This window comes from Deltaproteobacteria bacterium (assembly GCA_016874755.1).
In the GTDB taxonomy this organism is placed as follows: Bacteria; Desulfobacterota; Binatia; order UBA9968; family UBA9968; genus DP-20.
Window position 1 is genome coordinate 1 of record VGTH01000030.1, and the last position, 12998, is coordinate 12998.

General features: G+C 58.8%; 14 protein-coding genes and 1 pseudogene. 13 read left to right on the plus strand and 2 right to left on the minus strand.

The annotated features are described in order from the left end of the window. Nucleotides 1–240: 240 nt before the first annotated feature. Genes FJ145_17520 through rbfA form a run of 6 tightly spaced genes read left to right on the plus strand, consistent with a single transcriptional unit; the run spans nt 241 to nt 5846 of the window. Nucleotides 241–708, plus strand: coding sequence for a ribosome maturation factor RimP (locus FJ145_17520; protein MBM4263216.1), 468 nt, complete (start codon nt 241–243; stop codon nt 706–708). A 1-nt stretch (nt 709) separates the two neighbouring features. After that, nucleotides 710–2044: a transcription termination/antitermination protein NusA gene (gene nusA, locus FJ145_17525; GenBank protein MBM4263217.1), complete on the plus strand. Its 1335-nt coding sequence runs from the start codon at nt 710–712 to the stop codon at nt 2042–2044. A 29-nt stretch (nt 2045–2073) separates the two neighbouring features. Next, nucleotides 2074–2331 carry a YlxR family protein gene (locus FJ145_17530; GenBank protein MBM4263218.1) on the plus strand — a complete coding sequence of 86 codons (258 nt, stop codon included), beginning with the start codon at nt 2074–2076 and terminating at the stop codon, nt 2329–2331. A 6-nt stretch (nt 2332–2337) separates the two neighbouring features. After that, nucleotides 2338–5184: a translation initiation factor IF-2 gene (infB, locus tag FJ145_17535; protein ID MBM4263219.1), complete on the plus strand. Its 2847-nt coding sequence runs from the start codon at nt 2338–2340 to the stop codon at nt 5182–5184. 21 nt (nt 5185–5205) lie between these two features. After that, on the plus strand, nt 5206–5493 hold the full coding sequence (locus FJ145_17540; protein MBM4263220.1) for a DUF503 domain-containing protein: 288 nt from the start codon (nt 5206–5208) through the stop codon (nt 5491–5493). Nucleotides 5494–5504: 11 nt separating this feature from the next. Beyond that, nucleotides 5505–5846 carry a 30S ribosome-binding factor RbfA gene (rbfA, locus tag FJ145_17545; GenBank protein MBM4263221.1) on the plus strand — a complete coding sequence of 114 codons (342 nt, stop codon included), beginning with the start codon at nt 5505–5507 and terminating at the stop codon, nt 5844–5846. Nucleotides 5847–5997: 151 nt separating this feature from the next. Here the strand turns inward: rbfA and FJ145_17550 are convergent, their stop codons facing one another. After that, nucleotides 5998–6474 (minus strand): hypothetical protein, encoded by a 477-nt coding sequence (locus FJ145_17550; GenBank protein ID MBM4263222.1) that lies wholly within the window; start codon nt 6472–6474, stop codon nt 5998–6000. Between the two features lie 296 nt (nt 6475–6770). On the opposite strand from FJ145_17550, the gene truB reads away from it, so the two are divergent. The 7 genes from truB to FJ145_17585 all read left to right on the plus strand — a co-directional run bounded on the left by truB (nt 6771) and on the right by FJ145_17585 (nt 12098). Continuing rightward, nucleotides 6771–7670, plus strand: a complete 900-nt coding sequence (gene truB, locus FJ145_17555; GenBank protein MBM4263223.1) for a tRNA pseudouridine(55) synthase TruB — start codon at nt 6771–6773, stop codon at nt 7668–7670. A gap of 173 nt (nt 7671–7843) precedes the next feature. Next, a complete protein-coding gene (locus FJ145_17560; GenBank protein MBM4263224.1) occupies nt 7844–9616 on the plus strand; it encodes a phosphoenolpyruvate carboxykinase (GTP) in 1773 nt (590 codons plus the stop codon). A gap of 25 nt (nt 9617–9641) precedes the next feature. Further along, nucleotides 9642–9953 (plus strand): nitrile hydratase subunit beta, encoded by a 312-nt coding sequence (locus tag FJ145_17565; protein MBM4263225.1) that lies wholly within the window; start codon nt 9642–9644, stop codon nt 9951–9953. After that, the gene (locus FJ145_17570; protein MBM4263226.1) at nt 9950–10252 is read left to right on the plus strand and encodes a nitrile hydratase subunit beta; all 303 of its coding nucleotides are present in this window, start codon (nt 9950–9952) and stop codon (nt 10250–10252) included. Before FJ145_17565 ends, FJ145_17570 begins: the two co-directional genes overlap by 4 nt. Before the next feature lie 13 nt (nt 10253–10265). After that, complete coding sequence (nthA, locus tag FJ145_17575; GenBank protein MBM4263227.1) at nt 10266–10904, plus strand: nitrile hydratase subunit alpha; 639 nt, start codon at nt 10266–10268, stop codon at nt 10902–10904. Between the two features lie 215 nt (nt 10905–11119). After that, nucleotides 11120–11596 (plus strand): hypothetical protein, encoded by a 477-nt coding sequence (locus FJ145_17580; protein MBM4263228.1) that lies wholly within the window; start codon nt 11120–11122, stop codon nt 11594–11596. Nucleotides 11597–11621: 25 nt separating this feature from the next. Further along, on the plus strand, nt 11622–12098 hold the full coding sequence (locus FJ145_17585; GenBank protein ID MBM4263229.1) for a hypothetical protein: 477 nt from the start codon (nt 11622–11624) through the stop codon (nt 12096–12098). 87 nt (nt 12099–12185) lie between these two features. On the opposite strand, the pseudogene FJ145_17590 reads toward FJ145_17585, so the two are convergent. Then, nucleotides 12186–12942: pseudogene (locus tag FJ145_17590) on the minus strand (SDR family oxidoreductase). Nucleotides 12943–12998 lie beyond the last annotated feature (56 nt).

A 12998-nucleotide genomic window follows, 5' to 3' on the forward strand; every position in this document is an offset into this window, starting at 1 on the left:
ACGAACAGCGGCGCTGACCAGTCGCCGGGTCACCCGCTCGATTATACCGCCCCAAACTGCCGCCCAGCATCCGCGTCTACGTATGTGCCGTTGACCGTCGGTGCGGAACCTTAGAGCGGAGTTATGGATGGGCCGGCAGGCTTGCAATCGTAACTGCCACTATGGTAGAAATTTTCTACACTTAGGAGGTTGACTCAAAGTGGGCTCTGCCCGCTTTTTTTGTTTCTAGGCTCAAAAAACATGGACGCCACGCTCACCCGGATATGGGAACTGGCAGCTTCATTAGCCGAAACTGAAGGGATGGAGATCGTCGATATCGAGTTTCATCGCGACGGCAGGCGAAGCGGCCGGGTGTTGCGGCTCTATCTCGATAAGCCGGGCGGCGCCAACGTTGACGACTTGAGTCGGATGAGCCGGCTCTTGAGCGAGCGGCTCGATGAAGCTGATTGCATCGAAGGCGCCTACACCTTGGAAGTGTCCTCGCCGGGCATCAACCGACCACTGCGCCGTCCGGAGCATTTCTCGCAATTTGTCGGTAAGCGTATTCGCGTGCGCACACGCGACATGATCGACGGCCGCCGTTCGTTCCTCGGCATCTTGCAGGAAGCGGGGGCGGACAAGATCAAAGTCATGCAAGATCGAGTGGAGCACGAAATCCCCTTCGCGCAGATCGAAAAGTCAAATTATGAGCACGACTGGAGCGCCTAGTATGCAGCAAGATCTCAATCGCGTCATCGAACAGGTCAGTAAAGAAAAGGGCATCGATAAATCGATCCTCATCAGTGCCCTGGAAAACGCTATGGTCTCGGCGGCCAAAAAAACCTTCGGCCACCAGCGCAAGATTGAGGCGCAGTTCAATCCCGAAATCGGCGAGGTCGAGCTGTTCGAAGCCAAGACGGTGGTCGACACGGTGCAAGATGAGGCCACCGAGATCACGCTGGGCCAAGCGCGCGAGCTGCTCGACCCCGACGCCGAAGTCGGCGACGAGCTTTTGTCCAAGCTCGATTCGAGTATGTTTGGCCGTATCGCCGCTCAGGCGGCAAAGCAAAACATCGTGCAGAAAGTGCGCGACGCCGAGCGCGAGATTATTTACAACGAGTTTAAAGGCCGTGCCGGCCAATTGGTCAACGGCATCGTGCAGCGTTTCGAGAAGCGCAATATTATCGTCAACCTCGGCCGCACCGACGCGATCCTGCCGGAAAAAGAACAGGTGCCGCGTGAGCGCTACCGCCAGGGCGACCGCATTCGCGCGTACATCGTCAGCGTCGATAACACCAGCCGCGGGCCGCAGATCATTCTCTCGCGCACTCACCCCGGTATGTTGATTCAACTGTTTACCCAGGAAGTGCCGGAGATTTACGAAGCCATCGTCGAAGTCAAGGGCGCCGCGCGCGAGCCCGGCGGGCGGGCGAAAATCGCTGTGGTTTCCAATGACCCGGATGTCGATCCGGTGGGCGCCTGCGTCGGCATGAAGGGCACGCGCGTGCAGGCGGTGGTTCAGGAGCTGCGCGGTGAGAAGATCGATATCGTGCACTGGATTCCCGATCAGGCGGAATATGTCTGCCGTGCCTTGGCGCCGGCGAAGGTTTCAAAAATCATTATCGACGACGAAGACCACAGCATGGAAGTGATTGTGCCCGACGACCAGCTCTCTTTGGCGATCGGCAAGAAGGGGCAGAACGTGCGGCTGGCCTCGCGGTTGACCAACTGGCGCATCGACGTGCGCAGCGAAGCGGAAGCTGAGGAAGAGACGCGCATCGCGCGCGCGTCGATCGGCGCGATTCCCGGCATCGGCGATTTTGCCGCCGAGCTGCTCTTCCAAGAGGGCTTCAAATCGGCCGAGGAAGTGGCAGCCAGCACGTTGGAAGAAATTATGGATGTGGAGGGCATCAGCCCGGAGAAGGCGGCGTCACTGCATAAATCGGCGCTGGAATATATCGCTGAGAAGCAGCGTAAAGAAGCCGAAGAGGAGGCGGCGCGGGCCGCGGCGGCTGAAGCCGCGAGCGCGGCGCCGGCCGAAGCTCCGGCGGAGGAGAAGCCGTAACGCAGCGCGTCGTCGCCAAGAGTGGTCATGTGCCGCTGCGCACTTGCTTGGGCTGCGGCCAGCGCGCCGCGCAGCAAGGCTTGATTCGCTTGACGGCGCGCGATGACGGGCGGCTTGAGATCGATTGTAGGGACCGCGTGGGACGCGGCGGTTACCTGCACGCAACGCCGTCCTGCTGGCAGGAGTTTTTGCGCAAGAAGAGTCACCACCGCGCGTTTCACATGGAGTTGAGCAAGCACGCCAAAGAAGCATTGATTCAGGCGTTACAGGTAAGGGACCGGGAGTAAACGAGTATGGCAAAAATGCGAGTCCACCTGCTGGCAAAAGACTTAGGTGTCGAAACCAAAGATCTGGTCGCTCAGTTGGACAAATTGGGCATGCGCGGCCGCAAGTCGCAAAGCACGCTCGAGGACGATGAAGTCGCGCGTGTGCGCGCGGTTTTCGCCGCTTTGGAGAAGCCGCAGGTGCACGTCGGCGAAGAGAAGGTCGTCGCCGACCGGGTCGTCAAAACCGAAGACGAAAGTCACGGTGAAGTGCAGGCGCGCGAAACTGTGGTTGAGCGGCGCGTCGGCGTCGGCGTTATTCGCCGCCGCACCAAGCGCGAAGAGGTGCCGCAGGCCGAGGCGGTGGTTGCCGAAACCCAGCCGGTAGAGGACGCAGTGCCAGCGCCGCTTGCAACGGAAACTCGGCCGGCGGTGGAAGTGATGGAGCCCGAGCACGAGGTTCCCGTCGAAATGACCGCGGAAGAGTTTGCCGCGGTCTTGCCTGAACAAGTGGCAGAACCTGAATTTGTCCCCGAGCCCGAGCCGATCGTTGAGTTGCCGGTGGAGGCGAGCGCTGTTGAGGCCGCCCCATTGGAGGCCAAGCAACAGGAAGCCGTTGAAGTAGCACCGGCTCAACAAGTAAAGCCGCAAGCAGCACCGCCGCCGCCCGCTGCAGCGCCTGCTCCAGCTACTGTGAGCGCCGCGCCGCGACCTGCGGCGCCGGCCAAAGATGCGCCACGCGGACCGGTGATCATCGGCCGTATCGATTTGCGGCGCACGGTAACGCCTGCGCCGCCACCGCCGGGACGGCGTCCCGCGCCAGGCGCAGGGCAGGCCCCCAATGGCACTGCAGGCGCATTGCGCGATGGTGCCGCACAACCGCCGGTAACCACCGACGGCGATAAGCCTAAGTCCGGCCGGCATAAGAAACGCGTCGTTAAGAAGCAAGATGTGCTTGAGTTTCGTGAGAAGGAGTTGCGTGGCGGCGGCCGGGTGCCGAAAAAGAAACGAGCCTTGCCCGGCAAGGAGCAGCGTAAAACCGAAATCACGGTTCCCAAGGCGAGCAAGCGCGTTATCAAGATTTCCGAAGTCATTACCGTCGGTGATTTGTCGCGTGAAATGGGCGTTAAAGCGGGCGAGGTCATCAAGAAGCTCATGAGCATGGGCATGATGGCGACCATCAACCAGGTGCTCGATGCTGACACGGCGACATTGATCGCGTCGGAGTTCGATCACGCGGTGGAAAACGTCGCCTTCGATGCCGACAGCGCCTTGGAAGTGGAGCATCAGGTCGAAGAAGAAGAGTCGGCCCTTGAGCCGCGGCCGCCGGTGGTGACGATCATGGGCCACGTCGACCACGGCAAAACTTCGTTACTCGATGCGATTCGCAGCACCAACGTGACGGCTTCAGAGCATGGCGGCATTACCCAGCATATCGGTGCCTATCACGTGGCCGTCGAGGGCCGCAGTGTGACGTTCCTCGACACGCCGGGTCACGAAGCGTTTACGGCCATGCGCGCCCGCGGCGCAAAGGTTACCGACATCGTGGTGTTGGTTGTCGCTGCCGACGACGGTGTCATGCCGCAGACGATTGAAGCGATCAATCATGCGCGCGCCGCCGAGGTGCCAATCATCGTCGCGGTCAACAAGATTGACCGGCCCGATGCCAATCTCGAAAAAGTAAAGCGCGGTCTCGCCGAGCATGGCTTGGCGGCCGAAGACTGGGGCGGCGACACGGTGTTTGCACCGGTCTCAGCCAAAACCCAAGAGGGCATTCCGCATCTTCTAGAAATGCTTTTGCTCCAGGCCGATATCCTGGAGCTGAAAGCCAACCCGGGCAAGCTCGCGCGCGGCACCATCGTCGAGGCCAAACTCGACCGCGGCCGCGGCCCAGTTGCCACCGTGCTCGTTCAAGAAGGCACGCTGCGCGTCGGCGACGCCTTTGTCTGCGGTGTGTTCCACGGCAAAGTGCGCGCCATGATCGACGATCATGGGCAAAAAGTCGAAGAAGCGCCGCCGGCGTTTCCGGTCGAGATTCTCGGTTTGCAGGGCGTGCCGCTGGCCGGCGATTCCTTTGTCGCCGTGGCCGACGAATCGAAGGCGCGCCAGGTTGCCGAGTTCCGCCAGAGCAAACAGCGCGAAACCGAACTGGTCAAGACCAGCAAGGTCTCACTCGACGAGCTCTACGACCAGATCAAGACCGGCGATGTCAAAGAGTTGCGCGTGGTGTTGAAAGGCGACGTGCAGGGCTCAGTAGAGGCGGTGACCGATGCGCTGACGCGTATGTCGACCGACGAAGTCAAGCTGCGCGTTATTCACGGCTCGGTCGGTGGCATCACCGAGAGCGATATTTTGCTTGCCGCCGCATCCAATGCGGTGGTCATCGGCTTTAACGTTCGCCCGGAATCGAAGGGCGCGGCATTGGCGGCCAAAGAGGGTGTCGATGTGCGGCTCTACACGATCATTTACGAGGCGGTGGCCGATGTGCGCGCCGCCATGGAAGGCTTGCTCGAACCGACTTTCCGCGAGCAGACCCATGGGCGGGTGGAAATTCGCCAGACCTTCAATATTCAAGGCGTTGGCACCATCGCCGGTTGTTATGTGAGCGAAGGCAAAATCACCCGCGGCAGCCAGGTGCGCTTGCTGCGCGATCAGGTGGTTGTGCACGAAGGCAAACTGGCCAGCCTCAAACGTTTCAAAGACGATGCGCGCGAAGTGGCGGCGGGGTACGAGTGCGGTCTTGGCCTCGAGGGCTTCCAGGATATCAAGCAGGGCGACGTCCTCGAAGCGTTTGAGCGCATCCCGGTCATTCGGCGCATTGCGCCCACGCCAACCGGACGTGAAGCGCAGCGGGCGACGGCCGCCGAGCAGCGCTAATGCGGGCCGCAAGTAAAGCTGATGGTCATCGGGGTGCTCAAGCTTAATTTGCTATTGCCGGAAAACCACTCGCTCAAAGGCAAGCGCGGCGTGTTAAAACGCATTCAGGCGCGGGTGGCCAACCAGTTCAACGTGTCAGTCACCGAGTGCGGCGAGCACGATCTTTGGCAAAGCGCCGTGCTCGGTTTCGCCCTGGCGGGTAGCAGCCGGCCGATCATCGAAGCGACGTTGAATAAGATTGTCGACTTCGTCGATGATCTAGGCCTTGCCGAAGTGGGCGCCGCCGAAACCGACATTCTTTTCTGTTGAATTAACAATCGATGGATTACCAGCGCGCTGATCGAGTCGGCGATCTGCTCGTCGAGCTGATCGCCGAAGTACTGCGTGAAGAGTTGCGCGATCCGCGCATCGCCGGTGTCACGGTGACCGGCGCCAAGGTCAGCAAAGATTTGCGCCACGCGCGGATCTTTTTCAATCGCTTGGGTGGCCAAGGCGATCTTAAAGAAGCTTTAGCCGGGTTGAAGAGTGCCACGGGTTTCATCCGCTCGAAAGTCGCCAAGCAGCTGAAACTGAAATTTGTCCCGGCAATCGAGTTCACCTACGACGAATCCCAAGATGAAGCGCAGCGGATCGATTCACTGTTGAAGCAAATTCGCTCATAATCCTTTGCCCGCAAGCTTGAGAGCCTTCGCTCCCAAAAAACTGCTGCGTTCCTGTTTTGTGTAAAAGTTTTTTACGAACTTGAACCGCGCGCAGTTTTGTCAAGTAGCTGGCATTACAACGAATTTTGCGAATATGTCGACGCGCTTCGGGTTAATCCACAAGGCCGCGCAATCTGTAAGCTATGCTGATATTTCCCGATGCTGTTTGTTTAGCTAAGCAGTTGATTTTACTTGCAGGGAAAAACGGTCTGAAGTTTGCTTTGACGGGTTTAAAATTAGTCAACTGTTCCGCAACAGGGTAGCACAACAGCAGGTCTCGTTTAACCTGACCAGTGTGCAGGTTCAGTTCGCGGTTTGTTTCCGACGCTACGGTCGGGCATGTGCTCAGCGGCAATGGCATCGTCTCGCAAACCTCACCGCAAACCTTTAGTGCCAGCTGCACGACAACCACCAACTGTAATGCCAGCACCACCAATGGTAGCAATTTCAATGGAACAGCGGCGTTGGCACTGCCGCTCGCATCGTTTAGCGGCCCAGGCATCTTCAACCTTATCGCTACACTTAGCGGCGATGTCGTTCCCGAAACCATTCCTGACGCAGGACCGGTTTTTCCACTGAACACGGCCATCAATGGCACGCTCAGCGCAAGTTGGAACGGTACGGTGTCGGTCGCCTACACCTATGATGCACCGACGGCGGGAGTCCCCGAGCCGGCGAGCCTCTAACTTCTTTCCGCCGGCCCGGGCGGTCTTATGGGGCTCCAGATGCGCCGCCGATAGCAGGCTTGTTCGCGCAAAAGCGACCAACGAATTCTATCAGAGTATCTTCAACGCGCAGTTCCATCCTAGAGAACCTGCTTTGCCGTGGTGATTAGAAATTCTTTACGCGAAAGGTGTAGGGTGCTAGTCATCGTATTGGTTCACCATGACTCAAAGCGGCATTCTACTCATCGATAAAGTTGTCGGACCGTCCTCAGCGCAGGTCGTACATCGGGTCAAAAAATTGCTCGGTGTGAAAAAGATCGGTCATCTTGGCACGCTCGATCCGTTTGCTTCGGGGCTGCTGCTCCTGGGCGTGAACGAAGGCACCAAAATCGCCGATCTCTTTCTTGGCGGGGTCAAGAGCTACCGCGCGCTGATGGTTTTGGGTACCGAGACCGACACTCAGGATTGTACGGGTCGGGTATTAGCCGAGCGTCCTGTGCCGGATCTAAGCGCGCAAGAGATCGAGGCGCTTGAAAGAAAATTTACCGGTGAGCTTGAGCAGGTTCCGCCGATGTTCTCGGCGTTGAAAAAAGACGGCATGCGGCTCTACCAACTGGCCCGCGAGGGCAAAGAAGTGGACCGGGCAGCGCGCCAAATTACCATATCTTCATTGAGCTTGCGGCGCGCCGGCGCGACGGAGATCGAGTTCGACGTCAGCTGTTCGCGCGGTACCTACGTCCGGACCTTGGCACACGACATGGGACAGGCGCTCGGTTGCGGTGCCCATCTGCGCGAACTGCGCCGGACCGCCTGTGAGCACTTAACGGTTGAGCAAGCGGTGACGGTCGATCGATTGGAAGCGCTTTGTTCGAGCGGCACGGTGCCGCTGATCGGATTGTCGCAAGCGCTAGCGCATTTATCGGTGATTGTATGGGACAGCGCAACGTTGTCGAAGCTGCGCCAAGGGCAGCAAGACACTTTGCACAAGCTACCCCGGCCCGCTGATGGTGCAAGCTTCGTGCGGATTACCGATGGCCATGACACGCTGGTCGCGCTGGCGCAGTGGGGCACCGATGGCGGTATTGGCCGATGGCGCTTGGCGCGGGTATTCGCAGTCTAAGATGCGGCACGCAGCGCGCAGGTTCGGTTGACATTCCGGTGTCCAATCGGATAGCCTACGCAGACTGCTAGGACCCGGTCGCAGGCCGGCGTATGACCTCGAGTCGTCCATGAAGTCTTTGGATCTAACTCAGCAACCACCGAGAAGTTTGGAAAAGGGAGATAGTTTTGCTCATGAGTAATTCATCTGGTACGGTACCTGCCAATCCGCACATCCAAAACTGGGTTAAAAGCATGGCTGCCATGTGTCAGCCCGACAATGTTTACTGGTGCGATGGATCGGAAGCCGAAAAGGAGAAACTCACACAGATCGCGGTGCAATGCGGCGATTTGATGCCGCTCAATCAGAAGGAATTACCGGGCTGTTATCTCCATCGAAGCGCGCTTAACGACGTGGCGCGCACGGAAAATCTGACGTTTGTTTGCACCGAGCGGCAGGAGGATGCCGGTCCCAATAACAACTGGATGGCGCCATCGGAATCCTACGATAAACTCTCGAAAATTTTCAGCGGCGCCATGCGCGGCCGAACGCTTTACGTGATCCCGTTCTTGATGGGGCCGCAGGGGTCGCCATTTAGCAAGGTCGGCATTCAAGTCACTGACAGCGTGTACGTCGTGCTCAACATGCGCATGATGACGCGCATGGGCAAAGTCGCTCTCGATCATCTCGGCAACTCCGATGACTTTACGCGCTGCTTACATTCCAAAGCCGATCTCGATATGGAGCGGCGGTTTATCTGCCACTATCCCCAGGATAATACGATTTGGAGCGTCGGCTCCGGCTACGGCGGCAACGCGCTTCTAGCAAAGAAGTGTTTGGCGTTGCGTATCGCCAGCAAGCTCGGCCAAAAAGAAGGCTGGTTGGCCGAACATATGTTGATCGTTGGCATCGAAAGCCCCGAGGGCGAAGTTACCTATGTCTGCGGCGCGTTCCCGAGCGCCTGCGGCAAAACCAATCTCGCCATGCTGGTGCCGCCCGCCGGTATGAAAGGTTGGAAGATTCACACCGTCGGCGATGATATCGCTTGGCTGCGGGTTGGCTCGGACGGTCGGCTGTGGGCGATCAATCCGGAAGCCGGCTTCTTTGGCGTCGCTCCCGGCACTGGCTCTAATACCAATCCGAACGCCGTGGCCACGGTGAAAAACGACACGATCTTTACCAATGTGGCGCTGCGCTCCGACGGCACCGTCTGGTGGGAAGGCCACGACGATCCGACGCCGAACAACGCGCATGATTGGCGCGGCAAAGCCTGGGACCCGGCGAGCGGACAACCGGCGGCCCATCCCAATGCGCGCTTCACAGTCTCGCTCAAGCAATGCCCGACCTACTCGTCCGAATGGGAGAAGCCCGAAGGTGTGCCGATCAGCGCCATGCTTTTTGGCGCGCGGCGCAACAAGCTCGTGCCGCTGGTTTATCAATCGTTCAATTGGCAGCACGGCACGTTCCTCGGTGCGACCCTGGCATCGGAGACGACGGCTGCAGCCACGGGCGCCGTCGGCGTTGTGCGCCGCGATCCAATGGCGATGCTGCCCTTCTGCGGCTACAACATGGGCGACTATTGGGGCCATTGGCTGTCGATGTCGAAGCGGGCGACCAACCCACCGAAGATTTTCCGCGTCAATTGGTTTCAGCGCAACGACCAAGGCAAGTTTATCTGGCCGGGGTTCGGCGAAAATCTGCGAGTGCTGCGCTGGGTGATTGAGCGTTGCAAGGGTGCCGGCGCCACCGATGAGACGCCCATCGGCTACGTGCCCAAAGCGGCCGCGCTGAACGGCGATGGGTTGAATGTTTCTCAAAGCGACCTGAACCAGCTCGTCGCCATCGATCGCGACGGCTGGAAAAACAATCTCAAGAGCCAAAGCGAATACTTTGACACCTACGGCGATCATTTGCCGGTCGGTATCAAAGAAGAACACAACTCCCTAGCCAATCGCCTAAAGGGCTGATCTAAGGGATCTCCAGGAGGTTCGAATGGCACGAGGACATCATGATGTCGGTGGGTTGCCAGGCGCCGGGCCGATCGATCAGAGCCAGCACGAACTTGCCGACTGGGAAATTCTCGCAGACGCCGTCAACCAGGCGTTGGGCGCACGCGGTGTCAAGCGCACCGATGAGCTGCGCCGGCTGCGCGAGGAGATGGATGCGGCGGCCTATAAAAATTCTTCCTACTACGAGCGTTGGATTGCCAGCATCGAGGGCATCCTGATCGAAAAAAAAATCCTGACGCGCGCAGAAATTGACCGCAAAGTTGCCGAGTTCGAAAAAAAGTGGGGTGAGCCATGACCTTTGCACCGGCGACCGGCCGGTTTCGTCCTGGCGATCGCGTGAAGGTGCGCTTCGAAGATCGCCCGGGCCACATCCGCACGCCGTGGTACGTCCGCGGCAAGACTGGCTTTGTTGAACGGGTCTACGGTGATTTTCTCAATCCGGAATCGCTCGGCCACGGCGGCGATGGTTTGCCCAAGCGGACTCTGTATCTAATCGCGTTTGCGCAGTCCGACCTCTGGGAAGGGTATCGCCAAAATACACCGGACAAATTGCTGGTCGACATTTACGACCATTGGCTGGAAAAAGCCGCGTAGGAGGTCTATCCCAATGACTACGACAGCTACCCCCGCCGACGATCACGGCCATGACCATCCAAAACATGAATTGAGCGCCACCGCCAAAAGAATCTATGCGATCCGCGCGCTCTTGGTCGAGAAGGGTGTTATTAGCGAGAAAGACATTCAATGCCAGATCGAATATCAAGAGGCGCGCTCGCCGGTTAATGGTGCCAAGCTGGTGGCCCGTGCCTGGACCGACCCTGCGTTTAAGCAACGCTTCATCGCCGATCCGAAAGCGGCTTGCGCGGAAATGGGCATCGACGCCACTGCCATCAACGAATTTGTCGTTTTGGAAAACACCGAGAAGGTGCGACACATGGTGGTCTGCACCTTATGCTCGTGTTATCCCAGGCCCATACTCGGCCGCCCACCCGACTGGTACAAAAGCATGAACTATCGCCAGCGCTCAGTCGTCGATCCGCGCGGCGTGATGCGCGAGTTTGGTCTGGTCTTGCCGGACGATGTGCAGGTCCGGGTCCACGACAGCACGGCGGACATTCGCTACCTGGTATTACCGCTTCGTCCCAAAGGCACGGAAAAACTGAGCCAAGCGGAGTTGGAAAAGTTGGTGACCCGCGACAGCATGATCGGCGTGATGGACGCTTTGTCAGCAGTGCCCGCCGCCTAAGGCCCGGCGAGTAAATTTTTTTTGACAGCGAATCGCAGCGCTCTTATAATACGACCTCGCTAGAGACTCTCAGGTCCGGCCGCAGTTGCTAGCCAAATTGAGTGGAGACGGTCCGCCCGTGGCAGCCGTCAGGATGGGAGCCAAAGGATATTTGGCTCGAGGGTAGGATGGAACCCGCCCAGGAACTCAACGGGTTTTCGTGGAGGCATTCTCGCATGCCCGCTCTTTCTAACGCGCGAGCGCTGCGCGTTATCGGTCAAGACTTGGAAACACGCGGACTTAAAACGTTCGACATTCGCCGCCAGCGCGATCGTTTCGAGGTCCATTGCGGTTACCAAGCGCCGCCGGCGCCGACGCCGGTTTTGCTGGAATATTCCGCCGCCGACATCGATGAATTGGAAAGCCGCGCTCAAAGCAACCGGCGTGATGCTACGGCGCCGCTCGATCTTCTTTCACTCTCCCAGATGCTGCGCTCTTTAGGCGGCTATTTCGACGGCAAGAATATCAACTTGGTGCGGATCTCCAATGTGGAAAGCGCTGGCGCCGAAGCCCGCTTCAAGATCGAAGGTGAGACCGAGCGTGGTGAGCGTCTCACCGACGAACGGAGCGCCTCGGCGATCTACGATATGGGCGTCAATATGTACAAGCAGCGGGGCCGAGCGACGGAACGCTATGCGCGCTGGCGGCGTTGAGTCAGGGCACGGGGCACGGTGAGCATTGGATAGCGACGCAAACTACTATTCGCTTTTGGGCGTGAAGCGCCGCGCGAGTGCTGACGACATCAAACGCGCCTATCGCAAACTCGTCTTTCAATACCATCCGGACCGCAACCCCGACGACGACGACGCGGCAGAAAAGTTAAAGCAGATCATGGAAGCCTATGACGTGCTTTCCAACGACGAAAAGCGCGCCTCCTACGATCGCGCCAATTGGTCGGCCTTTCAGCAGGAGGAAGAAGAGGAGGCCAAGGAGGAAGCCGGCAGCAACGGTTATCGATTCAACTACGAGTTTAAGCAAAAACTGGAGCCCGAACCGCGCTGCCCCAAATGCGCGGTAGTCGGGATCGAACATGTCATCGCGCGCAAAAGCAGCAGTGGCCCGGCGCGCGGCAAACAGTTTATCTCCAGCCCGTTTCAAGTGATCTTCTGCGACCAGTGCGGCCACGTCTACGGCGTGGCAGGCACCTCGGGTTAGGGGCAAAGAGCGAAGCGGTAAGAGCAAAGAGCACGAACTCCAGATGTGTATCTTACGCTTTGCACTTACCTCTTTGCCCTTCGCGCTTTAGTGCATCACGCCGCCGCCCTCGACGACAAGTAGTTGCCCGGTGACAAAATCGCTGTCCGAGCTCGCCAAATAAAGCGCTGTGCCGACGATATCGGCAGGGGTTTCGACACGTTTGAAAGCACGCTTGCCGACGCTGCCTTCGCGCCGCGCTAATACTTCATCTGAGACATTTTCTTCGCTCATGGTCGAGCCCGGCGTCATGCAGTTGACGTTGATGCCGAACTCGCCCAGTTGGCGCGCCATTACGCGGGTCAACGCCACGACGCCGCCCTTGGCCGTCGTGTAGTGCGGCATGTTGCCCGAGCCGCTGAAGAACGTGCCCGAGGCGATGTTGATGATCTTGCCGCTCTTTTGCTGCTTCATGATCGGGATCACCGCCTTGGAACAAAGAAACACGCCTTTCAAATTGACTTCGATGACCCGGTCCCATTCGTCGAGCGCCAGCTCTTCCACCGGCCCCTTCCAGAGGTTCTGCGTGACGTAAATCGCCGCATTGTTGAGCAGCACGTCGATGCGGCCAAATTTTTTTCACCGTCTCCTGCATCAGCCCTTGAATGTTGGGCAGCTTGGTAACATCTGTGGTGCGCGCCCAGGCTGAGCCGCCGGCATCCAGAATCGCTTTAGCGGTTGCTTCGCCGCCCGCCGCATCGATGTCGGCGATGACCACATGAGCCGCTTCTTCGGCGAAGCGGCGCGCGTAGGCCTTGCCGATGCCGTGGGCGGCGCCGGTGATGATGGTCACTTTGTCTTTCAGTCGCATGGGCATCTCCGTTGGCGATGGTCGCAATGATTCGCGGTCATGCTAGTGCA